Below are 26,716 nucleotides of genomic sequence, written 5' to 3'. Positions count from 1 at the left end.
GCGACCTCTCCCCCCAGGGAGAGGTGACGTTGCGGCACCATCTCGCCCCAGCACCACCTCTCCCCTGGGGGAGAGGTCGGGCCGAAGGCCCGGGTGAGGGGGCCTTTAAGCCCTACCGTTTCAAGCCCGCAATCAACTCTGGCACCACTTCGAACAGATCGCCCACCAGCGCAATGTCGGCGATCTTCATCAGCGGCGCCTCGGGGTCCTTGTTGATGGCGATGATCTTCTTGGCGCCCTGGATACCGGCGAGGTGCTGCAGGGCGCCGGAAATGCCAATGGCGATATAGAGGTCGGGCGCGATGATCTTGCCGGTCTGGCCAACCTGCCAATCGTTGGGCGCGTAGCCTGCGTCGACCGCGGCACGGGTCGCGCCGACCGCGGCGCCGAGCACCTTGGCAAGCTCGGAAACCAGCGCAAACTTCTCGGCCGAACCGAAGGAGACGCCGCCGGCGACGACCACCTGGGCGGTCGAGAGTTCCGGCAGGTCGCTCTCGGTGCGGTGCGCGGCGAGGAAGCGGGCCACTGCGGCCACATCGGCATCGACTGGATTGATCGGGGCATTGTTGCCCGAGGCCGCCGGCCGGAAGGCCGAAGCGCGAATGGTCAGCAGCTGCTTTGCCTGCCCCGACGACACGGTCTCGATGGCATTGCCGGCATAGATCGGCCGATCGAAGCGGGTCGGGCCATGAATGGCGACGACATCGGTGACCGGCATCAGGTCGAGCCGGGCGGCGAGGCGCGGAATGGCGTCACGGCCAGTCGCCGCTGCAGCAGCGACGATGTGACTGTAGGGCTCGGCAAGACGGGCCAGCAACGCCGCGACGGGCTCGGGGGAAAGGCTGGAGAGCGCGGCGCTGTCGGCAACCAGCACCTTTTCAACGCCGGCGAGTTTTGCAGCCTCGGCGGCGACCGCCTCGACCCCCTGCCCCGCGACCAGCAGGTCGACCGGACCGAGTTGTTCCGCGGCGGCGACAATGCGCGCAGTGGAGGCGGAGAGCGCGCCGAAATCGTGTTCGGCGAGAACCAGGACAGCCATCAGAGCGCCTCCAGTTCGGAGAGTTCGGAGCTGATGGCAGCAACCAGTGCGGCGGCGTCGGCGACCCTGCGGCCGGCGACACGCTCGGCCGGCGGGCTGACCTTCTCGAGCTTGAGCCGCGGGGTCAGATCGACGCCGAATTCGGCAGCGGGACGGACGGCGAGCGGCTTCGAGCGCGCCTTCATCACCATGGGCAAGGCGGCATTGCGCGGGCTGTTGAGACGCAGGTCGGCAGTGACGATGGCAGGCAGCGCGACGCCCACCGTGGCGCGGCCATAGTCGACCTCACGGGTGACCTCGAGCCCGCCATCGACGACATTGATGGCGGAGGCGAAGGTCGCCTGCGGCCAGTCGAGCAGCCCGGCCAGCATCTGGCCGACCTGGTTGGAATCGTCATCGACGGCCTGCTTGCCCAGCAGCACCAGATCGGGCTGTTCCTCGGCGACCACCGCCTTCAGGAGCTTCGCCACCGCAAGGGTTTCGACCCGCCCATCGGCTTCGATCAGGATCCCGCGATGCGCACCCATGGCGAGGGCGGTGAGAATGACGTCGTTGCTCTGCTTGGGGCCGATGGAAACGACGACGATCTCGCTGGCATGGCCAGCCTCGGCCAGTTGCACGGCCGCTTCAATGGCGTGCTTGTCGAAGGGGTTCATCGACATGCGCACGTTCTCGGTCTCGACGCCCGACCCATCGGGACGGACCCGCACGCGCACCGCGTGATCAACGACGCGCTTGACGGCAACGAGGATTTTCATCGCTTCCTCCGGTGTTGCCGGGTGTTTGGCAAATATGACGGAGAGGGGCAAGTTCGGGCGGGGAAATTCTGACTACTGGGGAGGAGGTTGGGAGAATGGCGTGCCCCTCACCCTTGGCGCAAACGGATAGGCTGGTGTGGGTCGGCTTACACCGACGTCAACGTCGGCCACCCCCAGCAAGATCGTACCTTCGGCGGGTTGACGCCCTACCCGCCTCCCCGCACAGTGCGCGCTTACTAGCATTCAGGTTTTCCATGCCCGTTATCAATCGTATCGCGGAATTCGCCGACGAGGTCGCCGAATGGCGCCGCGACTTCCACGTTCACCCCGAGCTTCAGTACGAGTTGCCCCGCACCTCGGGGAAAGTGGCCGATCTGCTGCGCTCGTTCGGCGTCGATGAAGTGGTGACGGGCATCGCCAAAAGCGGCGTCGTTGGAGTGATCAAGGGCCGCGGACCGGGCAAGACCATCGGCATCCGCGCCGACATGGATGCGCTGCCGATCCTCGAACGCACCGGGCTCGACTATGCCAGCCAGACGCCGGGCCGGATGCATGCCTGCGGGCATGACGGCCATACGGCGATCCTGCTCGGCACCGCCAAGTACCTGGCCGAGACGCGCAATTTCGACGGTAACGCAGTGCTGATCTTCCAGCCGGCCGAGGAAGGCGGCGCCGGTGGGCGCGCCATGGTGGAAGCCGGGATCATGGACCGCTTCGGTGTCGAAGAGGTCTATGGCCTGCACAACATGCCGGGCCAGGCTGCCGGCAGCATCGCGATGCGGGTCGGCGGGCTGATGGCGGCGAGCGACGAGTTCAACATCGTGGTCGAGGGCCAGGGCGGACATGCCGCCTGGCCGCACAACACGGTCGACCCGGTGATGATCGCGGCGCAGCTGATCACCGCGCTCCACACCATCGTGTCGCGCGAGATCGACCCGATCCGCTCCGCCGTGCTGTCGGTGACGATGATGCAGGGCGGCGAGGCCTTCAACATCATCCCGCAGAAGGTGAAACTCACCGGCACGGTGCGCTCGCTGAACGACGAGGTGCGCGACCTGATGGAAGAGCGGCTCAAGGCGGTGACCAAGGGCATCGTCGAAACCTTCGGCGGCAAGGCCGAGGTCACCTATCGCCGCGGCTACCCGGTGGTCGAAAACACGCCGGACGAAACCGCCTATGCCGCGGCGATCGCCGCCAGCGTGGTCGGCGAGGAAAGGGTGGACGCCAATGTCGACCCCAAGATGGGTGGCGAGGACTTCGCCTATATGCTGCAGGCCCGGCCGGGCGCCTATGTCTTCCTCGGCAACGGGCCGAGCTCGGAGCTGCACTCGGACACCTACAATTTCAACGACGAGATCATCCCGGTGGGGGTGAGCTTTTTCGTGAAGCTGGTGGAGGGTGCGTCCCAGAGGTAGCAGCGCGGGGGCTACCCCTCACCCCGTCCCTCTCCCCAAAGAGGCGAGGGGGCGTTGTGGCACGGCCGGTGCGCCTATCGTCCCCTCGCCCCTCTGGGGAGAGGGTCAGGGTGAGGGGCGCCAAGCACCCCGTATCCTCCCAACGGCCCGCTTCCCCCGCTCGCCAAACTCGTCGATAGTTAGCGTCCTAGCCATCCCGACTCGTTCCAGATGACCGCCCCCCTTTCCGCCGGCACGATTGTCCGCCGGACGCTCGTCACATTGCTGATCTCGGCAGCCGGCGGCGGTGTGGCGGCGCTGTTCAACCTGCCGGCGGCGTGGCTGATGGGCGGAGCGCTGGCGGTGGCGGTGGCGGCACTGCTGGGCGTCAAGGTGATGCTGCCCACCTGGCTGCGCGACGCGACCTTCGTGCTCACCGGGCTGTCGATGGGCGCGGCAGTGGCGCGCGATTCGCTGGCCCTGATGGTGCAATGGCCGGTGACGCTGGCGGCACTTGCCGTGGAGCTGATCCTCATCATTTCCCTCACCGGGTTCCTGCTGCGCAAGCTGTTCGGGCTCGATCGCGGCACTGCCTATCTCAGCTCGTTCCCGGGGCACCTGAGCTTCGTCATGTCGATCGCGGCGGCGGGGGTCGGGGATACGCGGCAGATCATCATCATCCAGGTGATCCGCATCCTGATCCTCACCATCTGCGTACCGATCGGGGCGCTGTTCCTGCCGATCGGACACTATGAAGGCGCCCCGGTGCAGGCGGCGATGGCGCTCGAAACCCTGCTGCCGGTGGCGGCGGCCTGCGCCGTCGCCGGGTTCGTCCTCACCAAGCTCCGGGCGCCAGCCGGCTATGTGCTGGGGGCGATGGCGGTGGCGATCACTGCCAAGTTCACCGGATTGTTCGAGGGCGCGATGCCGCAGCCGCTGCTGATCGCCACCTTCGTCCTGATCGGGGCGCTGATCGGCTCGCGCTTCAACGGCATCACCCGGGCGGAGTTCAAGCAGGCGGCGATCGGCGGGTTGGCCGGCACGGCATTGACCGTCGCCATCGCCACACTGGTGACCCTCGCCGTAGCGCCGTTCGTCGATATGCCGTTCGGGCAGATCTGGCTCGGGCTATCGCCCGGCGCGCTCGAAGGCATGGGCGCACTCGGCATCGCCCTGGGCTTCGACACCGCGTTCATTGCGGCGCATCACGTCAGCCGGTTGCTGATGCTCACCTTCGCCATTCCGGTCGTCGCGATGCTCATTCGCGACAAGGAGTTGCCCTAGCCGGGTTGCCCGAAGCCGCAAGCCCGCCCAAATCTACGGGCAAGTGCCTCCCGTCATGGAGATTCGAATGCTGCGTCCGCTTGCCCTAGCCGCCCTGACCGCCACCCTGTTCGCCGCCGGCCCGGCCCTGGCGCGGGAGAATTGCGACATGAACGGCACGCGCCCGGGACTGACCATCGAGTTCGGCGTCTCGATCGGCGGCAAGAAGGGCGGCGACGGGGACAGCTTCGACCAGGAAATCGTCAAGATGGAACTGCGCAAACGCGGCGTGAACGCCCGTTCGGTCAGTCGCGCCTCGGACGGCTGCATCGAAGCCTTCGTGCAGTACCCCGACGGCACCTGGCACAGCGACTATTACGATCCCGACACCTGGGAACAGGTGGACTGAAGGCGGCCCTTGCGGCGGCTATCGTTTCCGTCGCCCGCCGAACGTCACCTTCATCTCCCCGGTCGCAAAGAACGCGAAGCCGTTGGCTTCGAGCTTCAACCGGCCCTTCCGACGCTCCGCGCCATGCGACAGTTCCAGCGGCTCGAGCCCTTCGCCACCTGTCAGCGTCACGCTGAGCGGATCGGCCGAGAGATTGAACAGGCAGGTGACGGCGCCGTCCTTGTCGGTGCGGCGGAAGGCGAGCAGCGGCTCGGCGACCTTGAGGAACTCGATATCGCCCGTGGCAAAGACCGGGTGGGCGCGGCGGAAGGCCAGCGCCTTGCGATAGAAGTTGAGCGTTGAATCGGCATCGGCGTTCTGCGCAGCAACGTTGAGCGCCGAGTGGTTGGGCTTCACCGGAAGCCAAGGCTTAACGCTGGAGAAGCCGTTCGGCGCTTCCCCATCATCCCACGGCATCGGGGTGCGGGCGCCGTCGCGTCCTTTGTATTCGGGCCAGAAGCGGATGCCGGGGGGATCGGTCAGTTCCTCAAACAGGATGTCGGCCTCGGGCAGGCCGAGTTCCTCGCCCTGGTAGAGACAGACCGAGCCCTTGAAGCTCAGCAGCATCGCTGCGGCGAGGCGGGCGAGATCGCTGGGGTTGCGCGAGTACGGCGCCCAGCGGGTCATATGGCGGTTGACGTCGTGGTTGGAGAAGCTCCAGCACGGCCAGCCGTTCGGCGCCCCGGCGAAGAACTTGGCCATCTTGGTGCGAAAGTGCTCGGCGGTGAACTCGGGGCCGAGCATGTCGAAGGTATAGGCCATGTGCAGCTTGTCGCCGCCGGAGGTGTATTCCTCCATCAGTTGCAGGCCGCGATGGCTGTCGCCGACCTCGCCCACGGTGGTGGTGCCAGGATACTGGTCGAGGAGTTTCCGCACCCGCTTCAGGAAGTCGACATTCTCGGGTTGGCTCTTGCCGAACTTGTGGTCCTGCATGTCATAGGGGTTCACGGCATAGGGCAGGTGCTTCGGCCGGCGCGCTGGCGGATTGCTGCGCAGTTGCCGATCGTGGAAATAGTAGTTCACGGTGTCGAGCCGGAAGCCGTCGACCCCGCGCTCAAGCCAGAAGCGCATCACATCCAGCACCGCGTCCTGCACGTCTGGATTGTGGAAGTTGAGGTCCGGCTGCTCGATCAGGAAATTGTGGAAGTAGTACTGGCCGCGGCTGGGATTCCACTCCCAGGCCCGCCCGCCGAACACGCTCGGCCAGTTGTTGGGCGGCGAGCCGTCGCGCTTGGGGTCGGCCCAGACGTACCAGTCGGCCTTGGCGTTGGTGCGGTTGAGCCGGCTTTCGCGAAACCAGGGATGCATGTCCGAGGAATGGGACAGCACCTGGTCGATGATCACCTTGAGACCCAGCGCGTGGGCGCGCTCGATCAGCTGGTCGAAATCCTCGAGGCTGCCGAACAGGCGGTCGACTTCCTTGTAGTCGGAAACGTCGTAGCCCATGTCCTTCTGCGGCGACTGGTTGATGGGGCTCAGCCAGATGCAGTCGACGCCGAGGCTGGCGATATGATCGAGCCGCCGAATGATGCCCGGCAGATCGCCGATGCCGTCGCCGTTGCTGTCCTGAAACGAGCGCGGGTAGACCTGATAGATTACCGCGCCACGCCACCAATCCGTCATCGAAGTCTCCGCCGTTTGCTGGCCCGCAGTGTCGCGAGGGCCCGTCGGAAAGGCAATCGCTTTGACGGCATGGGGGTTCCGCGTCGATGGCGGCGCAGCGGCTTCCAAGCCAGGCCTGGGCGTCAAGAGCGCTCGCCCTCCCTCCACGCACCTCGGGGACAGGGGCCGCGCCCGAGCCGGCGCGGCCCCCCGCTCAGCTTTCGTAGGCCGCCGACGGGAACTGCGTAGCGTATTTGCCGCCGGAGCAGTCGATCGAAGCGCCGGTGATGTAGTGAGCCTGGTCGGAGGCGAGGAAACAGAGAAGGTTTGCCACGTCCTCCGGGTTGCCCCATTGGCGCAGCGTCAAGGTATCGAGCAGCCGCTGCTGGCGCGCGTCAGGCAGCTTGGCGAAGCCGTTCATCTCGGTGGGAATCATGCCCGGCGAGTAGGAGTTGACCGTGACGTTGAACGGGCCGAGCTCGCCGGCAAGCACCCGGGTAAACTGCACCACCGCCGATTTGCTCGCCGCATAGGCGGCGCTGCCGATCGAGGGGATGATGGCGGCAAAGGAGGCGGCATTGAGAATGCGGCCGGAGTTCTGACGCTGCATGATCGGCGCCACTGCCTGGCACACGAGGAAGGTGCCCTTGGTGTTGGTGTCGAAGTTGGCGTCCCAGATCGCCTCGGGCAGCTTGTCGACGCGCGCGCCGCTGGCGACGCCGGCATTATTGACGAGAATGTCGACCCGGCCATAGGCCTCGTCCACGGCGCTCACCGCGGCATTCACCTGCGCGGCTTCGCGCACGTCGCACAGAATGCGCAGACCTGGCCAGCCGGCTTCCGTCCACTCCACTGCCGCATCGTCGAGCAGGTCCTGCCGGAAATCGATGATGGCAACAGTTACCCCCTCGGCCGCGAGGGTCCTGGCGATGACGCGGCCTATGCCTCGGCCGGCGCCGGTGACGATGGCAACTTTGCCCGTCAGATCGATCAGCATGTTCAGACCACCGCACTGAGCAAGGGTTCGCCGGCGAAATGCGCGACGATGTTGGCAACGACCAGGTCACCCATCTTGTTGCGTGTCTGATGCGTGGCGCTGCCCTGGTGCGGCGACAGCACGACATTGTCGAGCTCGAAGAAGCCGGCGGGAACCTGCGGTTCCTTTTCGAACACGTCGAGCGCCGCGCCACCGAGTTTCTTCGATTGCAGCAGCTCGAGCATCGCGGCCTCATCGATCAGCGTGCCGCGGGCGACATTGACGATGAACCCCTCGGGGCCCAGCGCCTCCAGCACCTCGCGTGAGACGATCTTTTCGGTGCCCTTGCCGCCCGGCGCAATGATCACCAGCCAGTCGCTGTCGCGGGCCATGTCGATCAGCTTGTCGTAGAAGATATAGGGCTCGTCATGCTGGCGCGTGCGACCGTGATAGACCACCCGCATCTTCATGGCCTGACAGCGGGTGGCGATTTCCTTGCCGATGCGGCCAAGCCCGAGAATGCCGACGGTCTTGCCGTTGAGCTCGGTGAGCAGCGGGAAGCTCGCCTTGGGCCACTTGCCCTGCCGGACGAATTGATCGCCCTGCGGGATGCGACGGGCGAGGCCGATCATCAGCCCGAGGGTGAGTTCGGCCACCGCGTCGTTGAGCACGTTCGGGGTGTTGGTGACGCGGATGTTGCGCTCCTTGGCGGCCCTCGTATCGATCGAGTCGTAGCCGACCCCGAAATTGGCGATGATCTCCAGCTTGGGGAGCTTATCCATCAGCGCGCCGTCGACATTGCCGCCGGCAATGGCGCGGACCTTGCCCGCCACCGACCTGATCAGCGCGTCCTTGTCGGCAGCCTCGTGCAGCTTGTGCACGGTGTAGCGTTCGGCAAGCGCTTTTTCGCAGCGATCGAGCAGCTTGTGAGTCTGAAGAATCTCTTCCGGCATTGGTCCCATCCCTATTCGAGGGACGGTTGTATGGCAGTTTCACGCGGGGGTGAAGGCGACGTTGGTGGGACAACCGGCGGCGCCCTGCCCTCCCCCAACGTCTTACGTCTCGCTCAGGGTTCGCCGCACGGCATCCCGCCAGCCCTTGAGTTTTCTGGTGCGGGTTGCGTCGTCCATGCGCGGCTGAAACTGCCGGTCCAGCGCCCAGCGTTGGGCGAAACCCTCCTGGTCGGGCCAAACGCCCGCCTTCCAGCCGGCGAGCCACGCGGCGCCCAGCGCCGTGGTCTCCAGAATGGTGGGACGGTCGACCTCGGTGTTCAGGATATCGGCAAGGAACTGCATGGTGAAATCGGAGGCGACCATGCCCCCATCGACCCGCAGCACGGTGTCATGGGCGCCCTTCCAGTCCTTGCGCATGGCGTCGATCAGATCGCGCGTCTGGTAGCTGACCGATTCGAGCGCCGCGCGCGCCAGTTCGGCCGGCCCGGTATTGCGGGTGAGCCCGGTGAGCGAGCCCCGCGCCGCCGAATCCCACCAGGGGGCGCCGAGCCCCACGAAGGCCGGCACCAGATAGACGTTCTGCGTCGGATCGGCCTTGGCTGCGAGCGCGCCGGCGTCGGCGGAGTTCTCGAAGATCTTCAGCATGTCGCGCATCCACTGCACCGAGGCGCCGGCAATGAAGATGGCGCCTTCGAGCGCATAAGTGGTCTCGCCATCGAGGCGGTAAGCGATGGTGGTCAGCAGCCGGTTCCTCGAGCGGACCATGTCGGTGCCGGTGTTGAGCAGCGCGAAACACCCGGTGCCGTAGGTCGATTTGAGCATGCCGGGGGTGAAGCAGGCCTGGCCGATGGTCGCGGCCTGCTGGTCTCCCGCCGCGCCGTAGATCGGGATCGAGACGCCGAACACCTCGGGATCGGTCATGCCGAAATCGTCGGCGTTGTCCTTGATCTCGGGCAGGATGGCGCGGGGAATGCGGAACAGCGCCAGAAGCTCGTCGTCCCACTCGCCGGTCTTGATGTTGAGCAGCAGGGTGCGGCAGGCATTGGAAATGTCGGTGGCATGGCTCCTGCCGCCAGTCAGCCGCCAGATCAGGTAGCAATCCACCGTACCGAAGGCGAGTTCCCCCTTCTCGGCCCGCTTGCGGGCACCGGGGACGTTGTCGAGGATCCAGGCGAGCTTGGTGGCGCTGAAATAGGGGTCGAGCAGCAACCCGGTTTTCTTGCTGACCAGCTTCTCGTGGCCGGCCTTTTTCAGCTTCTCGCACTGCTGCATGGTGCGACGATCCTGCCAGACGATAGCGTTGTGGATCGCCTTGCCGGTCTTGCGGTCCCAGACGATGGTCGTCTCGCGCTGGTTGGTGATGCCGATGGCGGCGATCTCGGAGGCCTTGATGCCGGCGCGTTTGATCGCCGTCTTGGCGCTCCACAGAGCGGTGGCCCAGATCTCCTCGGGCACGTGCTCGACCCAGCCATCCCGCGGGAAGTGCTGGGTGAACTCCATCTTGCCCAACCCGACGATCTTCTGCTGGGCATCGAAGACGATCGCCCGGCTGGAGGTGGTGCCCTGGTCGATCGCCAAGATGTTGCCGCTCATTGTCTCTTCCCCATTCCAGCGAGGCGCTCGGCCATGTACCCGGCCAGTTCCGCCCTCTCATGTGCGTTGAATCGCAAACCCAACTTGCTGCGACGCCATAGCACGTCGTCGGCAGTCCGCGCCCACTCCCGATCCATCAGGTAGTCGACCTCGCGGGCGTAAAGCGTGGCGCCGAAATGCCGGCCCAGGTCGGCGGGGCTTTGCGCCTCGCCCAGGACGTCGGCTGCCAATGTGCCATAGGCGCGGACCAGCCGCCGGATGAAGGCCGGATCGAAGCTGGATTTCCGCGCCGCGAGCTTGCGCACCTCGGCGTCGAACGCGGTGGGCGGGAAGTCGCCGCCAGGCAGGTGCGCGCCCTTGGTCCAGCGCGGGCCTTTCCCGCCGAGCAGCCCGTCGATCCGGTCGACCACCTGCTCGCTGAGCCGGCGGTGCGTGGTCAGCTTGCCGCCGAAGATGTTGATCAGCGGCGCCTCGCCAGCCTCACCTTCGGTCTTCAGCACATAGTCGCGCGTCGCCTCCTGCGCGGCGCTGGCGCCATCGTCGAACAGCGGTCGCACGCCGGAATAGGTCCAGACGATGTCGGCCCGGGTCACCGGCTTGATGAAATACTCGCTCGCCGCGGCGCAGAGGTAATCGGTCTCCTCATCGCTGATCTTCACCGCGGCCGGATCGCCCTCGAAGTCCATATCGGTGGTGCCGATCAGCGTGTAATCGCCCTCATAGGGAATGGCGAAGAAGATGCGGCCGTCGGCGTTCTGGAAGAAATAGCAGCGGTCGTGGTCGAACAGCTTGTTGACCACGATGTGGCTGCCCTTGACCAGTCGCACGTGGTGCGCTTCGTGCCGCCCCACGGTCTCGCGGATCACGGTATCGACCCATGGTCCGCCGGCGTTCACCAGCAGCCGCGCCGACACCGTCTCGGTCCCCGCCGGCCCCGCCATTTCGATGCGCCACAGCCCGCCGTCGCGGCGCGCCAAGGTCACCTTGGTCTGCGTCACCACGCGGGCGCCGCGGTCGGCGGCGTCGCGGGCATTGAGCGCCACCAGCCGCGCATCGTCGACCCAGCCGTCGGAATACTCGAACGCCACCTTGTGTCCCGGCTTCAGCGGTCGCCCGGCGGGATCGCGGGTCAGGTCGAGCGTCCGGGTGCCGGGCAGCAGCTTGCGCCCGCCCAGATGATCGTAGACGAACAGCCCGAGCCGCAGCAGCCAGGCCGGCCGGAGGTTCTTCTCATAGGGCAGGACGAAGCGCAGCGGCCAGATGATGTGCGGCGCCGAGGCCCACAGCACTTCGCGCTCGGCCAGCGACTCGTGCACCAGGCGGAACTCGTAGTGCTCGAGATAGCGCAGCCCGCCGTGCACCAGCTTGGTCGCCGCCGACGAGGTGCCCGAGGCAAGATCGTGCATCTCGGCCAGCATCACGCTGTACCCGCGTCCCACCGCGTCGCGCGCGATGCCGGTGCCGTTGACGCCACCACCGATGACGAAGACGTCGACAGGCTGCTGTGTGTCGGTCATTGGACGGGTTGCCCTTCGGTTGCGATGTCGAGCGTGACGCCGGCGGCGTTGCAGATGGCGGCAATGGCGGGTGGGGGCGGCTCGTCGGTGATGAAGACGTCGATCTGCTCGAGATGGCCGATGCGCACCGGCGCGGTGCGGCCGAACTTCATGGCGTCGGCGACGAGGATGGTCTTGCGCGCCGTCTCGATGATCGCCTGCGCCACCTTCACCTCGCGAAAGTCGAAATCCAAGAGCGTGCCGTCGGCATCGATCGCCGAAGCGCCGATCACCGCGTAGTCGACCCGGAACTGCCGGATGAAATCCACCGCCGCCTCCCCCACCACGCCGCCATCGGCATGCCGCACCACACCGCCTGCGATCACCACCTCGGCGCTCGGCACCTCGCGCAGGATGTTGGCGGCGTTAATGTTGTTGGTCACCACCAGCAAACCGGCGTGACGGCGCAATGACATGGCCACCTGCTCTGTGGTGGTGCCGATGTTGAGGATCAGCGAGGCGTTGTCGGGGATCAGGTCGGCGGCGCGCAAGCCGATGCGTCGCTTGCCGTCGGCCGCCAGCAGGCGCCGGGCCTCGTAGGCATAGTTGCTGACCCCGGAGGGATAGGCGGCGCCACCATGCAGACGGTTGAGCAGCTTCCTGTCGCAGAGTTCGTTCAGGTCCTTGCGGATGGTCTGCGGCGTCACCGCGAACTGCTGCGCCAACGTGTCGACATCCACCCGCCCGTGCTGCCGGGCGAGCGCCATGATGTCGTCCTGCCGCTGCGTGAGCGCGTCCAATCGGCCCCCCTGATCTGCCTTCACCTATACGCGGATCAGGTTCGTTTCGGTAGCGAAATGTTCGTGTGAGGTTCGTTATTGAGCCGAAGCAGACGGCCCTCTCCCATCCTCCCCCATGAAGGGGGAGGTGCCCCGCTGGTGAGTTTGGCACCATCGAAGACAGGGCCTCGCCTCTTCACCTCCCCCTTTATGGGGAGGCTGGGAGGGGGCGGTCTCTATCTGTCAGCAGCCCGCCATTGACCCCCGGCGCGTGAGCGTGCATCAGGGAACACCCCTCCCGACCGGCCGACCATGCTCGCCATTCTCAACGTCATCCTGCCGGTCTTTGCCATCCTCGCGTTGGGCTATGGCGCTGTACGGCTGCGACTGTTCCCTTCCGAAGGCGTACGCGGGCTGGTGGTGTTCGTGAACAATTTCGCGACCCCGTGCCTGCTGTTCAACGCCATGCTCAACACCGATTTCGCCACGACGTTCAACTGGGCGGTCATCGTGCCGTTCTATGTCGGGGCGATCGTGGTGTTCATCATCGGCATCATCGTTTCCGGCCGGGTGTTTCGCGACAAGCCGGGAGAGGCCGTTGCATCGGGCTTCTCGGCCACGTTCACCAATACCGTGCTGATCGGCATTCCGGTGCTGCAGCGCGCCTATGGCGGGGAGGCGTTGGCGACGGCCTTCTCGATCATCGCCTTCCACGCCCCGGTGCTGATCACAGCCGGCATGATCACCATGGAACTGCTGCGCCGTGACGGCGCGCCGCTGCACAAAACGCTGGGGGTCGCGCTGATGCGCGTCGTCGCCAACCCGCTATTGTGGGGCATCGCGGCGGGCGCCGCGGCCAACCTGATGCACGTAAAACTGGTCGAGCCGGCCCAGGCCTTCATCGCCATGATGGCGGCCGCCGTCACGCCCGCGGCGCTGTTCGGCCTCGGCGGCGCGCTCAACGACTACAAGCTCTCCGACAGCTGGGGTCAGTCGCTCACCATGTCGCTGCTGAAGCTGCTGCTGCAGCCGGCCATCGCCTGGGTGATCATGGTGCCGATCCTCCATATCGACCACGACCTCGCCCGTTACGGCGTGCTGCTTGCCGCCATGCCTGCCGGCATCAATGTCTATGTCTTTGCTACCTACTACAATCGCAGCGTCCACATCGCTGCGAACACCATCCTGATCTCGACGGTGCTGAGCGTCCTCACGGTGAGCGGGTGGCTGTACGTGCTGGGGCTCTGATCGCGCCGGAGGTGGTTGCGATGGCTACTGCGCCGCCTCAATGCTCATGGTCAGCACCTGGGGCTCCCCGGCCACCGGGATCGAGCGGACCGGCATGGTGGAGGTGGCGTCGAGCCCGACAGCGACGCGGACGTGCCGGTCGGTCGGGCAGACTTGCAGCATCGCATCGAAGCCGATCCAGCCGAGTCCATCGTCCCATGCCTCCGCCCAGGCGTGCAGGGCCGACTGCTCGCTGTCGCTGCTCTGGAGATAGCCCGTGACGTAGCGCGCCGGAATCTCCAGCGCCCGCGCCGCGCCGATGAAGCCGTGGGCGTAGTCGCTTGCCGGAGCGTGCACGGCGCCCGCCTGCGACTGGGTTTGGCTTTGGTTCTGCCCGTCCTGCGCCTGGGTCTGTTCGCCGCCGCTCACCACTTCGGCCGCCCGCGCCATCAGAGCGTGCAGCAGCGCAATGCGATCCCTGCCGGTCCTCGGCGCCGCACGAAACTTCGAGGTGATCGCCGCCACCGGTTTGGTGGCGGCGGTGGGACGGCGATAGAGCGCCGGCGGGATGTCACCGGGTACGCGACCGACGACACCGTTGCGGTCGATGGTCTCGACGATCCCCGCTACGGCGATCTGCAGCTCGGGATCGGGTTTGAGCTGGTTCACCAGATGCGCCCGGTTGCCGAAAGCATCGGCAAAGCTCGCTGCCCTGTCGATGCCCGGCATCTGAATGGACCACTCGCGCACCGTCTGGGTCGGCCCGCTCACCGGGGTCAACAACACATGCTGCACACTGCGGGACACGCCAGCCCCCAGCGCCAGACTCATCGAATGTCGGATGGCGATCTTCATCAGTAGAAGTTGTAACTCTCGGCAAGGGCGTCGGTCATGCGGTTGTTGCGGTCGATGAACTCGGTCAGGAACTCGTGCAGGCCGTGCTCGAAGATCTTGTCGACGCTGGCATCCATCAACAGCGCCGTCACCGCGTCGGCCGCGTCGTGCCCGGCGGTGCGCTCGCCATAGATCTCCTCCAGCATGTCGATGGTGCGGTTGATCCACTGCACGCAGAAGATCAGCGAACGCGGCATTTCCGGCCTGAGGATCAGGTAGTCGGCAATGTTCCAAGCCTTGTAGCGGTCGTGGTAGACATGCCGGTAGCTGCGGTGCGCCGAGGCCGCACGCAGGATCATCGTCCATTGCTGGATATCGACGTCGCCGCCCACCATGGTGGCGCGCGGCAGCAGCACGTAATACTTCATGTCGAGGATGCGCGCCGTGTTATCGGCCCGCTCGACGAAATTGCCGATCTGGCTGAAGGCGTAGCCGGCATCGCGTAGAAAGGTCGAGAGCAGCGCACCGCGGTAGCGGTGGCTCACCTGCTTGACCCAGAACAGCAGCTCCTGGAGCTTGGCCCCCGAGATGTCGCGCGGCCGGATGGCGGAGAATTCGAGCCACGCCGTGTTGATCGATTCCCACATCTCGGTGGTCAGCGCCGTGCGCACCGAGCGCGCGTTGGTGCGCGCGGCGAGCAGGCAGGATTTCACCGAGGAGTAGTTCTCCTCGTCGAACAGCATGTAGTTGGCGACGCTCTGCACGTCCGCCTGCTTGTGCTTGAGATTGAAGCCTTCATCGGCCTCGGCTGCCTGCAGCATCGAGACGAGATGCTCGGACGCGCCACCTTCGCGGCGCGAGGTGAGGCTCATCCGATAGCCCACCTCGAACATGCGGGCCACGTTCTCGGCCCGCTCGATATAGCGGGAGAGCCAGAACAGGTTCTGGGCGGTTCTACCGAGCATGGTTTATCCCGACGTGAATAGCGAGCGCCCCCTCGCCCCTGAGGGGAGAGGGTAGCGGCGCTAGGAGCGAAGCGACGTAGCAGAGCTTGGGTGAGGGGTTCAGCGGTGCAGCGAGCGCGAATGGAGAGGCTGAACCCCTCATCCGGCGCTGCGCGCCACCTTCTCCCCTCAGGGGAGAAGGGACCGGGGGGCTGGTTTCGAGGTCGAACTGCATCCTCAATCCTCCAGCACCCAGGTGTCCTTGGTGCCGCCGCCCTGCGACGAGTTCACCACCAGCGAGCCCTTCTTCAGCGCCACGCGCGTCAGCCCGCCGGGGGTGATGCGGATGTCGTCGCCGCACAGCACATAGGGCCTGAGATCGACATGCCGTGGCACAATGCCGTTGTCGACGAAGGTCGGGCAGGTCGAAAGCGCCAGTGTCGGCTGCACGATGTAGTTGTCCGGTCGGGCAAGGATCTTCTTTCGGAACTCCTCGCGCATCGCCTTGGTAGAGGCCGGCCCCACCAGCATGCCGTAGCCGCCTGAGCCGTGCACCTCCTTGACCACCAGTTCCTCGAGATGATCGAGCACATAGGCTCGCTCGTCGTCATTGGTGCAGTTGTAGGTGGGGACGTTCTTCAAGAGCGCCTTCTCACCGAGGTAAAACTCGATGATCTCCGGCACGTAGACATACACCGCCTTGTCGTCGGCGATGCCGGTGCCGGGCGCATTGACTAGCGTCACGTTGCCCGCCCGGTAAGCGTCGAACAGGCCCGGCACGCCCAGCATGGAATCGGGACGGAAGGTCAGCGGGTCGAGGAAGTCGTCGTCGATGCGGCGGTAGATCACGTCGACCCGCTCGGGGCCCTTGGTGGTGCGCATATAGACCTTGCCGCCATCGACGAACAGGTCCTGGCCCTCGCAGAGCTCGGCGCCCATCTGGTCGGCGAGGAACGAGTGCTCGAAATAGGCGGAGTTGTAGATGCCGGGGGTCAGCACCACGAGGTTGGGCGAGCCGCTGACGCCGGCTGGCGCGACGCTCTCCATCGTCCGCCGCAGCGTTTCGGGGTAGGTCTCGACCGGCGCCACCTTGTAGCGCTGGAACAGCTCGGGAGCGAGCTGCAGCATCGCCTCGCGGTTCTCCAGCATGTAGCTGACGCCCGACGGGGTGCGCAGATTGTCCTCGAGCACGTAGAAATCGTCCGGCCCGGTGCGGACGATGTCGACGCCGATGATGTGCGAATAGACGCCGCGCGCCGGATCGAGCCCCATCATTTCGGGGCAGAAGGCCGAGTTGTTGAGGATCAGCTTTTCCGGCACCCGCCCGGCCTTGAGGATCTCCTGGCGGTGATAGATGTCGTAGAGAAAGGCGTTGAGGGCCCGCACCCGCTGCTCGATGCCCTTGGATAGCCGGCGCCACTCCATCGCCGAGATGATGCGCGGGATGATGTCGAACGGGATGAGCTTTTCGGTGCCTTCGTTGCTGCCGTAGACGGCGAAGGTGATCCCCAGGCGCCGGAACAGGGCTTCGGCGTCAGCCGACATCAGACCCAGGGCTTGCGGAGGCTGTTCTTTCAGCCACTCTTCCAGGATGTGGTAGGGCGCGCGGACAGAGGCATCCGCATTGGTCATTTCGTCAAACGGCGTTGCGGACATCAACTCCCAAGGGCTTGCGGCCTATCCCACTCGAGCCTCATTGGTACACTTTTGCTGAAAGGCCACAAGCTCTTCGCTGCGGCTTCGGTGGGATTGCCGCGCGCCGCCCGCCTCGGCGAACGCGTAACGGCTCAACGCCAAGCTTCGAACGGCCCGCCGGCGATGAACGACCAGTAGGTCCGGTATTTGCTCGGCCGGTTGGCCGGCACGGTGGCGACGGCGAGGCCGAACTCCTGGAACTTGGTCGACAGCAAGGTGTCGCGATGCGCCGGGGATGCGAGCCAGCCTTCGATCGCCTGCTCGAGCGTCGACTGGCCGCCGGCCACGTTCTCGCCCACCGCGCCCTCGTAACCCGCATTGGTGACGCGCTGGCGCAGGGTGACGCCCAGATCGTGCGACAGGGTATCCTTGGCCGCCATCAGGTTGGACTGCGAGCGGGCGGCGTTCTCGAGCTTGATGTTGTAGCGCAGCGGCGGCTTGCCGGCGGCGGCCCGGGTGCCGTTAATGGCGGCGAGGATGCTGCCCTGGGTCAGCTGGATCGGGGTGATGCTGGACGGGCTACTGCTGCCCGGCGGCTTGGCGGGGGGCACCACCGAGGTACAGGCGGAGAGCAATGTCAGGGTAAGCAGAGCAAGAAGACCGCAGCGCAGCAGCGTCATCGGCGAGTGTTCCAGAGCAAGGCGGCGGCAACAGCGCGTAAATCGTGGCGGCGGAATGGCATCCCGCCGATCTCCAGCACACGGTTGCGCGAGCGGAGGCCGAACTACAAGGCATTTGAAGCTAATTAAGCATGATTTTGCGTTGCGCTGGCTGAAGCGAGCCCAGGCGCGCACCCTTTGGCTCGAAGCTGAGGGGCTCGCATCATGCTTGACCAGGAATTCGAACATTTCGACGTCCGCGCCATCACCCGGCACGAACTGCTGCGTCGTACCGCCTATGCGCGCAATATGCTGTTTGCAGCGAGCGCGGCATCGCTGGCCATTCTAGGCGCCGGCGCCTTCTTTCTCGGCCTCCTGCTCTAGGGGAGCCCCTGCCCCGGCCCACAGGGCTGCCGCGACCAGCGCGGCATAGGTCAGCACCCCGATCGCCGGGCTCCACTCCCGATAGACGCCGGCGAGCCAGGCCAGCGGCAGCAGCAGCACCACGTTGATCGCGACATAGAGCAGCGTCGCCCGGCGATGCGAACCGAAGCGGCGCTGCAGTGCCTGATAGGCGTGGCGCTTGTGGCCCTCCCAGAAGCGCTCGCGGCGCAGCATGCGACGCACCAGCGTAGTGAGGCTGTCGGCGAGGAACAGGCCGGCGAGGATCAGCCATTGCCAGGGGGTAAGCCAGAAGCTGAGCATGGTGGTGAGGGCGAAAAAGGCCAGCATCAGCCCCAGATAGGTGCTGCCGGCATCACCCATGAAGATTCTGGCCGGCGGCCAGTTGAGCAGCAGGAAGCCGAGGCACGCCGCGGCGAGGCCGAGCATCCACCACAGGCGCGGATCGTCGATGACCCCGGGCTCGAACAGGTAGGCCAGCAGCGCCGCGCCGGTGAGCAGGAAGATGGCTTCCGTGGCGGCGAGGCCGTCGATGCCGTCCATGAAGTTGAACAGGTTGATCCACAGCGCCCCGCCCAGGGTGAGGAGCACCAGCAGCACCGATTCCGGCACCGGCAGGCCGAGCTGGTCGATCGGCAGCACCGCGACGATGGCGCCCATCAGCAGCACCTGCGCGCCCAACCGCCAGCGCGCGGCGATCGGCCGTCGGTCGTCGGAATAGCCGATGAAGGCGAGGAGGATGCCGGCCATGATCACCGGCACACCGAGCCAGGGCAGAAGCAGCGCCATCAGCAGCCCGGCGATCGAACCGCCGGCGACGATGCCGACGCCGCCGCCGCCCGGGGTGGGCGTCACGTGCGAGGAGCGATCGTTCGGCTGCTGCACCAGCCCAAGCCGGCCGGCCCGGCGCATGATGAACCAGGTGGTGAGGAACGAGACAAGCGCCGCGATGGCTGCGATGGCAAGGCCGAGTGTGGGCATGGGCGCTCCGGGAGACAGACCCAGAAGCGGTAATGGCGCAAGCGGAGGGTCCGCAACCCCTCTCTTGCAGTTTCTAAGGACTTGGCTACGCCAAGCCCAAGAAACTGCTTTCTCCCCGCCAAGGGGGAGAGGGTGCGCGCGGCAGGTGCCCGGAACTCCATCTTCCCCTCGGCGGCAGGGCTATCGCATACGGAGGGTCACCGGCTTCTCAGTGGTCCTCCACCGCGTAGCGGGGGAGGGGGACCAGCGAAGCTGGTGGAGGGGGCGGCCACAAACACCGGCGCTTCCCGCCGCCCCCTCCACCGCCTTCGGCGGTCCCCCTCCCCCGTTTCACGGTGGAGGACCACGGAGAGGGCAGTGCGCCAGGCCATGTGCGATTGCCCTGCCCTCGGCGGGGAGAAAGCGAAAACTCGGGCTTAGCGCAGCCAAGTCCTTGGTTTTCGCAAGAGAGGGTGTCGTTTCACCTGACAATCAACCCGCGTAGAGCTGCAACCCGCCATCGACGCGCAGCAACTGGCCGTGGATGAACTTGGCTTCCGGCGAGCAGAGGAACACCACCGCATCGGCGATTTCCTCGGGTTCGGCATAGCGGTCCATCGACACCTTGTTGGAGTTCATCTTGTCGGGATCGACGGTGCGGGTCGCCTGGAAGCGGGCGGTCTTGGACGGCCCCGGGCTCACCACGTTGACGCGCACGCCATGCTCACGCACCTCGTCAGCGAGGCAGCGGGTATAGTGGGTCACGGCGGCCTTCAGGGTGGCGTAGATGCCGCCGCCGGACACGCCGATATGGGCGGCGACCGAGGCGATGTTGACGACGATGCCGTGCTGCCGCTCGACCATCTGCGGCACGAAGGCCTGGGTCACCAGCATGGTGCCGATCAGGTTGTTGTTCGTCAGCGTGATCAGGTCGTCGTAGGTGATGCCGAGGATGTTGTTGGGCACCGGCTTGCCGCCCGCCGCGCCGATATCGCCGCCGGCGCAGTTGACGAGGATTTCGACCGGGCCGAACTTCTCCTCGATCTCCTTTCTCATATTGTTGACCGCCTCGCGGTCGCCGATATTGCCGGTGACGCCCATCGAACGCACCCCAAGACCCTCGATGGTCTTGATCATGACGCCGAGATTGTCGCCTTCGTTGTATTTGGCCGGCGCGTCCCAGGTGAGGTCATGCACCACGACATCGGCGCCGCGCGCGGCAAGTTTGCGCGCCATGACACTGCCGAGGCCACGGCCGGAGCCGGTTACGAAAGCGATTTTTCCCGAGAGATCTTTTCCTGCCACAACGGCCTCCAATCACATAAGTCTAGTTGAGCGTCGGCCTGCCTACATCAGGCCCTGAGCCTTCAGGTTCGCAGCACTCTTTCTGTACTGCGACAGCTCGTAATCGATCAGTTCGTGGTCGGCATTGCGCTGCCACGGGGTACGCCACTCCTCGCCAGGCTCGAAGCGGTTCTTCTGCACGGCGAGGAGGCACGCGGCGAGGTCCTCGGCCTGCTTGGGGGCGTACCCATGCCACCACTCCGGGGTGTAGAGCTTCACATGCCGGTCATCGAGCGCGCCGATCTCGATGCAGGCGACCATCTCGTCATTGTGCTCGGCGAGAATGTCGAACATCTGCTTGTGCGGCACGCAGCCATCGCCCGAGGGACAGCGCACCAGGCGGAAGCCGTCCGGCTCGATCACGGCGCGGTAGTCCTTGACGTGGCAATGGCGCACGTATGGCGCGATCACCCGGGCAAAATCGAGCGGCGACTCGCCCACCGGGAAGGTGTTGGCCATATCGAAGACGATGCGGACATGAGGGCCGTACTCGTCACAGAAATTGACCAGCTCGCGACTGGTGAAATCCTGGTGGTTCTCGATCAGCAGCACCACCCCCGCAGCCGTGAGCTTGGGCACGGCGGCCTGCAATTTCTCGTGCACCGAGGCGACGAGATCATGCCATTTCTGGCCGGCCGCGGCGCGATCACCACACAGGATCGGGGTCAACGCAACGCGGATGTACCTGGCATCGAGCGCCTTGGCGCAGCGGATCAACTGGTCCATGTGGCCATGTTGCAGGCCGGAGCTCACGACGCGCTTCCAGCCCAGGGTATCGAGGCGCTGCTTCAGCGCCGCGAGCTCCGCGTCGGACTGGTCCTTCAGCCAGCCGTCCCACAGCTCGATGGCCTTGCCGCCCAATTCCTCGGTGAGCCTGATGAAACCCTCGAGGCCGGCCCCGTTGGGGTTGTGGCGCGGCGTGCCCGCGCCCTGCAGGCCGAGATAATAGGTGAGGCCATAGGGGTTGAGGCCGGTCGTGAGTTTCATCGGGTCACCGTTGTCAGGTCAGTAGAGTTAGCGCAGTCCAGCATCTACAGTAATCGACTGCTTGGTGATCATTCGACTGTCGTCGGATGCGAGGAACAGCACCGTGCGGGCGATCTCGTCGCCGAGCAGCACCTGCTGGATGGTCTGGCGCGACACGACCTGGTCGATCGAGGCTTGATCCTTGAACCACAACCGCTTCTGTCGCTCGGTGATGACGGCGCCCGGTTCGATCGCATTGACGCGGATATTGTCCGCCCCGAAGCCGCGGCCCAGCGCCCGGGTCAGGCCGATGATCGCCGATTTGGCGGTGGCGTAGACCGGCATGTTGGAAGCGCCGCCGCGCCAGGCGATGGACGAGAAGTTGATGATCGAGCCGCCGCCCTCGGCCTTCATCTGCTCGCGCACCGCCTGGGCCGCGAAGAACTGCGGCCTGAGGTTGAGGTCGAGCGAGGCGTCCCAATATTCCTCGGTGACCGCGTCGATCTCGTGCCGGTCGTCGTTGGCGGCATTGTTGACCAGCACGGTGATGTTGCCGAGCCGGTTCCTGATCACGTCGATCGCGGCCTTCAGCCCCGTCACATCGGTGATGTCGCAGTTGATGAACTGCGCGCCGGTCTCGTCGGCGAGAGCGCGGCCGTCCTCGTCCAGGATATCGACGAAACCGACCTTGGCGCCCTGCCCGGCAAAGGCGCGGACGATATCGGCGCCGATGCCGGAGGCACCGCCGGTGACGAACACCACCCGCCCCTCGAGACTGGGGTATTTTGCGAAGTTGGAAATTTCCTGGGACCTACTCTTTGAACATCAGTGCGGGTGGACCCCCACCCCTGTCCCCTCCCCGCAAGGGGACGACAAGATGTCGCCCCGAGGGGGAGGGAGACGCTTACACTGACGTCCCAGTTTTCGTCTCCCTCCCCCTTGCGGGGAGGGATCAAGAGTGGGGGGCAGCGCGCGCCGGATCATCAGTCAAGCCCTCAGATCAGCCGCGTCGTTGCCGGATCGAACAGGCAGGCGCGGGTCATGTCGACGGCCAGCGGCATGTTCTCGCCGGTCTTGGGCGCCTCGTCGGGCGAGAACCGGCCGACCACCTCGCGATCGCCGAATTTCAGCACCGCCATGGTCTCAGCCCCGGTGGGCTCCACCACTTCGACGGGCGCCGACATGGTGGCGATGCCCTGCTTGCCGCTGTTGCTCGACGACTGGCGGCTGAGGTGCTCGGGACGAATGCCGAGGATCACCTTCTTGCTCTGCACGCGGTCGGCGACGCCGTTGTGCAGCGGCAGGCTGGCAACCCCACCACCCGCAAGGGGGAAGTTGACCGCCGGCGCGCCGCCTGACGAAGTGATCTCGGCATCGATGAAGTTCATCGACGGCGAACCCATGAAACCGGCAACGAAGATGTTGGCCGGGCGGTTGTAGACCGTATCCGGGTCGGCGAACTGCTGTACCTCGCCCTGGTGCATCACCGCGATGCGCGACGCCAGCGTCATGGCCTCCACCTGGTCGTGGGTGACATAGATCGTGGTCTTGCCGATGCGCTGATGCAGCTTCTTGATCTCGGTGCGCATGTCGACGCGAAGCTTGGCATCGAGGTTCGACAGCGGCTCGTCGAACAGGAACAGCGCCGGATCGCGCACCAGGGCGCGGCCCATGGCGACGCGCTGGCGCTGACCGCCCGAAAGCTGGCCGGGCTTGCGCTTCAGGAATGGCTCGATCTGCAACAGCGCCGCGACACGGGCGATGATCGCTTCCTGCTCCGCCTTGGGGACGCCGCGGCTCTCCATGCCGAAGGCCATGTTCTCCTTGACGGTCATGGTCGGATAGAGCGCGTAGGACTGGAACACCATGGCGATGTCGCGGTCCTTGGGCTGCACCGAGTTGACGAGGCGGTCGCCGATATAGATCTCGCCGGAGGTCACGGTCTCGAGGCCGGCGATCATCGCCAGCAACGTGGACTTGCCGCAGCCGGAGGGCCCGACCAGGGCGATGAACTCGCCGGTATTGGCTTCGAGGTCGACACCCTTCAGCACTTCGACGACGCCGAAGCTCTTACGCAGGTTCCTGATGGTCAAGGACGCCATTTACTTGATTGCTCCCTGGGTAAGGCCGCGGACGAAGTACTTTCCGCCGAAGAAGTAGACGAGCAGCGGCGGCAGCGCGCCGATCAGCACGGCCGCACTCATCACGTCATAGGTGCGAACCGTGGTGCCGCTCATCGAGAGGGCGACCAATGCCGCGGTGATAGGCTGGTTGGCGCCCGAGTTGAGCACCACGCCGAACAGGTACTCGTTCCAGATGCCGGTGAACTGCCAGATCACGGTGACGATGATGATCGGCGGCGACAGCGGGATGATGATCTTCCAGAAGATGCGCCAGAAGCCGGCGCCGTCGATGCGCGCCGCCTTCAGCAGGTCGTCGGGGATCGACACGTAGTAGTTGCGGAAGAACAGCGTGGTGAAGCTCAGCCCCTGGATGCAATGCACCAGGATCAGGCCGTAAACCGAGTTCGAAAGCCCGATCTGGCCGAGCAGGAAGGCCCAGGGCAGCAAGGCGATCTGGCCGGGCATGAACACGCCCAGCAGCATGCAGCCGAAGACGATCTCGGAGCCGGGGAACTTCCACTTACTGAGGATGTAGCCGTTGATGGCCCCCAGCGTCGTCGAGATGATGGTCGCGGGGACCACCATCATGACCGAGTTCCAGAAGTAGCGGGCGACACCGTCGCACTGCCCGCCGATGCAGAAGTCGCTCCAGGCCTGCGGCCAGGCATCGAGGCGGAAGCTGTTGGGCAGCGAGATCAGGCCGTTGGCGCCGATCTCCGCATTGGTTCGGAAGGAGTTGAGGATCACAACCAGCAGCGGAACGATGTAGACGATCGAGATCAGCCCGAGCAGCCCGTAGACGACGATGCGGGAGATCAGGCGGCGGCGGCTGGCGACTGCCGCTTCGCGGTCTTCGACCACGGTGCCCATGACAGCGTCAGCCATTGGAGGCCTCCCGGCGCCGGCGCCACACGAGATAGAGCGAATAGGGGACGAGCACGATAGCCAGCGCCGCCAGCACCATCATGGCCGCGGCAGCGCCCTGCCCGATTTCACCGCGCTGGAACATGAAATCGTAGACGTAGGTGGCGGGGAACGTCGTCGAAATGCCGGGACCGGAATTGGTCAGCGCCACGGCGAGATCGAAGGTCTTGATGGCGAACTGCAGCAGCACTACCGCGACGGCGAGGAAGATCGGCCCGATGGTGGGCAGGATCACCTTGCGATAGGTACGGAACCAGCTGGCGCCGTCGATCTGTGCGGCCTTGATGATATCGGGGTCGACGGAACGAAGGCCGGCGAGGAACAGCGCCATCGAGAAGCCCGCCGAGCCCCAGATGCCGGTGATGATGATGGCCCAGATGGCGTTTTTGCGATCGGTGGTCAGCGCGAACTGGAAATCGGTCCAGCCCAGCGAGTTGACCAGGAACTGGATGCCGCTCGAGGGATTGTAGAGCCACTGCCACACCGTACCGGTGGCGATGAAGCTGACGGCCAGCGGGTAGAGAAAGATCGTGCGCCAGAACGACTCGGCGCGGATCTTCTGGTCGATGAGGATGGCCAGCAGCAGGCCGAAGGCCATCGAGATGGTGACGTAGAACAGCGAGAAGAACAGCAGGTTGTTGTAGGCGACGCTCCAGCGCCGGTTGGTCCACAGCGAGACGTAGTTCTCAAACCCCTTGAAGCCGTAGCTGGGCAACAGGGTGGAGTCGCTGAGCGAGATGTAGAAGGTCCAGCCCGCGAAGACGAAGACGTAGATGAAGGACGCCAGGATGGACGGGGCGATAATGAATATCGGCGTCCACTTCTTGATGCGGTCCCAGGTGCTCGTGCCAGCCGAAACGGCCTGACCTGCCATTGCCAACGGAATACCCTCCCAACCGGCCGCTGGAGCGTTTCAACAAACGCTCCAAAGTCTCTGCCTGGTGGCGCTTTCGAAGCGGAAAAGTCTCACAACTTTCCTGAAAACGCTCCAATGGAAACCGGTCGCGGCGACAAAGCCACCGCGACCGGCTGTCCTCAGGTGGTTACATCTGAGCTTCGACGGCGTCGGCCATCAGGTTGGCCGCCTCTTCCGAAGTCATTTCAGGCGTGTTCACGAACTCGGTGATGGTGTCCATCATCGCGCCGCGATACTTCTGCAGCACGGTCATGTTGTGCGCCATCGAGCGGACCAGGGTGCCGTCATCGATCGAGGCCTTCAGGGCCGCCTGGCTCTCCTGCTGGCAGACGTTGAAGCCGTCCTTGAGGTCGACGTCGAGACGCGCCGGGATCGAGCCCTTGGTGATGTTGAACACCTTCTGGAACTCGGGCGACAGGATCAGGCTGGCGAGCAGCTTCTGGCCTTCCTGATAGTCCGGATCCTTCTGCTTGAAGAACACCACGGAGTCGGAGTTCAGGATGAAGCCCGGCTTGCCCCAGTCGGTCGGAGACTGGCCGCACAGGATGTCGCCGCCGGGCTCATGGCCCACCGACTTGATGGCACCCAGTTCCCAGTCGCCCATGATGAAGAACAGCGCATCGCCGTTGACCATCATGTTGGAGGCGGTGTCGTAGTCGCGGCCGGCGATCGCCGGATCCATGTACTTGGAGACCATCAGGCGCATCTGGTCGAAGGCCTTGATCATGCCGGGCGAGCGCAGGGAGTCGACGTCGGCCTCGACGAAGGCCTTCTTGTAGAGGTCGATGTCCTGGCCGTAGACGATGGTCTCGAAGGTGGTGGCGTCGGTCCAGTCGGCGCTGAGGTGCGCGAGGCAGATCTTACCACCGGCAACCGCCTTGTCGCAGGCGGCGTTGAAATCGGCCCAGGTCTTGGGCAGCTCGGTGACGCCGACCGCTTCCATGGCGGCCTTGTTGCCCCAGATCCAGTTGATGCGGTGAATGTTCATCGGGGCCGCGACCCACTTGCCTTCCGGCTTCATCACCGGCAGCAGTTCGGGGGCGACGACGGCATCCCAGTTCTCGGCCTTGGCCAGTTCGTCCATGTCGGCAGTGCCGCCGGTGGCGTTCCACTCGGCGATTTCCGGGCCCTTCAGCTGCACGGCGGCCGGGGCGTTGCCGGCGACGACGTCAGCGCGGAGCTTGGCGAGGGTGTTGGCGGTGTGACCGGCAATGGCGGTCTGCTCCCAGGTGCCGCCGGCAGCGGTGAACATCTCACCGAGCTTGGCGATCGAGGCGGCATCGTTGCCGGAGGCCCACTGGTGTAGCATCAGCACTTTGGGGGCGGCCATCGCGGTGCCCGAAAGCAGCGCGGCAGCAAGCATCGTGGTCGCGGCGGCCGCGACCTTGGTCGTGAAGGTCATAATTGTCTCTCTCCCTTGAAAACGCCCGTTCCCACCCCGGCGCTCCCGGCCGGTCCTTGTGGCTACTTGCGCTTTTCTC

The 26,716-nt window shown here is 65.4% G+C and carries 25 protein-coding genes; 5 read left to right on the top strand and 20 right to left on the bottom strand.

Annotation, left to right across the window (positions count from 1 at the left end):
• Positions 1–112 precede the first annotated feature (112 nt).
• Positions 113–1,039, bottom strand: a complete 927-nt coding sequence (locus APS40_RS16875; protein WP_055048162.1) for an electron transfer flavoprotein subunit alpha/FixB family protein — start codon at positions 1,037–1,039, stop codon at positions 113–115.
• A complete protein-coding gene (locus APS40_RS16870) occupies positions 1,039–1,797 on the bottom strand; it encodes an electron transfer flavoprotein subunit beta/FixA family protein (protein WP_055048161.1) in 759 nt (252 codons plus the stop codon). The genes APS40_RS16875 and APS40_RS16870 overlap by 1 nt, the downstream gene beginning before the upstream one ends.
• Positions 1,798–2,051: 254 nt before the next feature.
• On the opposite strand from APS40_RS16870, the gene APS40_RS16865 reads away from it, so the two are divergent.
• The 3 genes from APS40_RS16865 (at position 2,052) to APS40_RS16855 (ending at position 4,863) form a co-directional block, all read left to right on the top strand.
• Positions 2,052–3,212 carry a M20 aminoacylase family protein gene (locus APS40_RS16865; protein ID WP_055048160.1) on the top strand — a complete coding sequence of 387 codons (1,161 nt, stop codon included), beginning with the start codon at positions 2,052–2,054 and terminating at the stop codon, positions 3,210–3,212.
• A 210-nt stretch (positions 3,213–3,422) separates the two neighbouring features.
• A complete protein-coding gene (locus tag APS40_RS16860) occupies positions 3,423–4,475 on the top strand; it encodes an AbrB family transcriptional regulator (RefSeq protein WP_055048159.1) in 1,053 nt (350 codons plus the stop codon).
• Positions 4,476–4,542: 67 nt separating this feature from the next.
• Positions 4,543–4,863: a hypothetical protein gene (locus APS40_RS16855; protein WP_055048158.1), complete on the top strand. Its 321-nt coding sequence runs from the start codon at positions 4,543–4,545 to the stop codon at positions 4,861–4,863.
• A gap of 18 nt (positions 4,864–4,881) precedes the next feature.
• Here the strand turns inward: APS40_RS16855 and APS40_RS16850 are convergent, their stop codons facing one another.
• The 6 genes from APS40_RS16850 to APS40_RS16825 all read right to left on the bottom strand — a co-directional run bounded on the left by APS40_RS16850 (position 4,882) and on the right by APS40_RS16825 (position 12,322).
• Positions 4,882–6,525 carry an alpha-glucosidase family protein gene (locus tag APS40_RS16850; RefSeq protein ID WP_055048157.1) on the bottom strand — a complete coding sequence of 548 codons (1,644 nt, stop codon included), beginning with the start codon at positions 6,523–6,525 and terminating at the stop codon, positions 4,882–4,884.
• 193 nt (positions 6,526–6,718) lie between these two features.
• Complete coding sequence (locus APS40_RS16845) at positions 6,719–7,501, bottom strand: SDR family NAD(P)-dependent oxidoreductase (protein ID WP_055048156.1); 783 nt, start codon at positions 7,499–7,501, stop codon at positions 6,719–6,721.
• Between the two features lie 2 nt (positions 7,502–7,503).
• Complete coding sequence (locus APS40_RS16840; RefSeq protein WP_055048155.1) at positions 7,504–8,433, bottom strand: 2-hydroxyacid dehydrogenase; 930 nt, start codon at positions 8,431–8,433, stop codon at positions 7,504–7,506.
• 102 nt (positions 8,434–8,535) lie between these two features.
• Positions 8,536–10,026 (bottom strand): glycerol kinase GlpK, encoded by a 1,491-nt coding sequence (gene glpK, locus APS40_RS16835; protein ID WP_055048154.1) that lies wholly within the window; start codon positions 10,024–10,026, stop codon positions 8,536–8,538.
• Positions 10,023–11,543 carry a glycerol-3-phosphate dehydrogenase gene (gene glpD, locus APS40_RS16830; RefSeq protein ID WP_055048153.1) on the bottom strand — a complete coding sequence of 507 codons (1,521 nt, stop codon included), beginning with the start codon at positions 11,541–11,543 and terminating at the stop codon, positions 10,023–10,025. Before glpD ends, glpK begins: the two co-directional genes overlap by 4 nt.
• Positions 11,540–12,322 carry a DeoR/GlpR family DNA-binding transcription regulator gene (locus APS40_RS16825; protein WP_442855810.1) on the bottom strand — a complete coding sequence of 261 codons (783 nt, stop codon included), beginning with the start codon at positions 12,320–12,322 and terminating at the stop codon, positions 11,540–11,542. Before APS40_RS16825 ends, glpD begins: the two co-directional genes overlap by 4 nt.
• Positions 12,323–12,613: 291 nt before the next feature.
• Here APS40_RS16825 and APS40_RS16820 point away from each other — a divergent pair, with 291 nt between their 5' ends.
• Positions 12,614–13,549: an AEC family transporter gene (locus APS40_RS16820; protein ID WP_055048152.1), complete on the top strand. Its 936-nt coding sequence runs from the start codon at positions 12,614–12,616 to the stop codon at positions 13,547–13,549.
• Between the two features lie 24 nt (positions 13,550–13,573).
• Here the strand turns inward: APS40_RS16820 and APS40_RS16815 are convergent, their stop codons facing one another.
• From APS40_RS16815 to APS40_RS16800, 4 genes are all read right to left on the bottom strand, one after another.
• Positions 13,574–14,383, bottom strand: coding sequence for a transglutaminase family protein (locus tag APS40_RS16815; protein WP_055048151.1), 810 nt, complete (start codon positions 14,381–14,383; stop codon positions 13,574–13,576).
• Positions 14,383–15,327 (bottom strand): alpha-E domain-containing protein, encoded by a 945-nt coding sequence (locus APS40_RS16810; RefSeq protein ID WP_055048150.1) that lies wholly within the window; start codon positions 15,325–15,327, stop codon positions 14,383–14,385. The genes APS40_RS16815 and APS40_RS16810 overlap by 1 nt, the downstream gene beginning before the upstream one ends.
• 216 nt (positions 15,328–15,543) lie before the next feature.
• Complete coding sequence (locus tag APS40_RS16805; RefSeq protein WP_055048149.1) at positions 15,544–16,962, bottom strand: circularly permuted type 2 ATP-grasp protein; 1,419 nt, start codon at positions 16,960–16,962, stop codon at positions 15,544–15,546.
• Between the two features lie 131 nt (positions 16,963–17,093).
• Entirely contained in the window at positions 17,094–17,621 is a 528-nt protein-coding gene (locus APS40_RS16800; RefSeq protein ID WP_055048148.1) for a CAP domain-containing protein, read from the bottom strand.
• Between the two features lie 204 nt (positions 17,622–17,825).
• Between APS40_RS16800 and APS40_RS24965 the strand changes: the two genes are divergently transcribed.
• Complete coding sequence (locus APS40_RS24965; RefSeq protein ID WP_156342970.1) at positions 17,826–17,984, top strand: hypothetical protein; 159 nt, start codon at positions 17,826–17,828, stop codon at positions 17,982–17,984.
• Here APS40_RS24965 and APS40_RS16795 read toward each other — a convergent pair.
• The 8 genes from APS40_RS16795 to APS40_RS16760 form a co-directional block, all read right to left on the bottom strand.
• On the bottom strand, positions 17,946–18,983 hold the full coding sequence (locus tag APS40_RS16795) for an MraY family glycosyltransferase (RefSeq protein WP_055048147.1): 1,038 nt from the start codon (positions 18,981–18,983) through the stop codon (positions 17,946–17,948). The two genes, APS40_RS24965 and APS40_RS16795, sit on opposite strands and share 39 nt — an antisense overlap.
• A 471-nt stretch (positions 18,984–19,454) precedes the next feature.
• A complete protein-coding gene (locus APS40_RS16790) occupies positions 19,455–20,267 on the bottom strand; it encodes an SDR family oxidoreductase (protein WP_055048146.1) in 813 nt (270 codons plus the stop codon).
• Between the two features lie 42 nt (positions 20,268–20,309).
• Positions 20,310–21,293: a sugar phosphate isomerase/epimerase family protein gene (locus APS40_RS16785; RefSeq protein ID WP_055048145.1), complete on the bottom strand. Its 984-nt coding sequence runs from the start codon at positions 21,291–21,293 to the stop codon at positions 20,310–20,312.
• Positions 21,294–21,320: 27 nt separating this feature from the next.
• On the bottom strand, positions 21,321–22,031 hold the full coding sequence (locus tag APS40_RS16780; RefSeq protein ID WP_236884119.1) for an SDR family NAD(P)-dependent oxidoreductase: 711 nt from the start codon (positions 22,029–22,031) through the stop codon (positions 21,321–21,323).
• Between the two features lie 236 nt (positions 22,032–22,267).
• Positions 22,268–23,374, bottom strand: coding sequence for an ABC transporter ATP-binding protein (locus APS40_RS16775; protein WP_055048143.1), 1,107 nt, complete (start codon positions 23,372–23,374; stop codon positions 22,268–22,270).
• Positions 23,375–24,280 (bottom strand): carbohydrate ABC transporter permease, encoded by a 906-nt coding sequence (locus APS40_RS16770; RefSeq protein ID WP_082434471.1) that lies wholly within the window; start codon positions 24,278–24,280, stop codon positions 23,375–23,377.
• Positions 24,273–25,193: a carbohydrate ABC transporter permease gene (locus APS40_RS16765; protein ID WP_055048142.1), complete on the bottom strand. Its 921-nt coding sequence runs from the start codon at positions 25,191–25,193 to the stop codon at positions 24,273–24,275. The genes APS40_RS16770 and APS40_RS16765 overlap by 8 nt, the downstream gene beginning before the upstream one ends.
• A 169-nt stretch (positions 25,194–25,362) precedes the next feature.
• Entirely contained in the window at positions 25,363–26,637 is a 1,275-nt protein-coding gene (locus APS40_RS16760) for an ABC transporter substrate-binding protein (protein ID WP_055048141.1), read from the bottom strand.
• Between the last annotated feature and the right edge of the window lie 79 nt (positions 26,638–26,716).

It is taken from the genome of Devosia sp. A16 (assembly GCF_001402915.1).
GTDB lineage: Bacteria > Pseudomonadota > Alphaproteobacteria > Rhizobiales > Devosiaceae > Devosia_A.
This window is presented reverse-complemented; position numbering and strand designations above follow the sequence as displayed.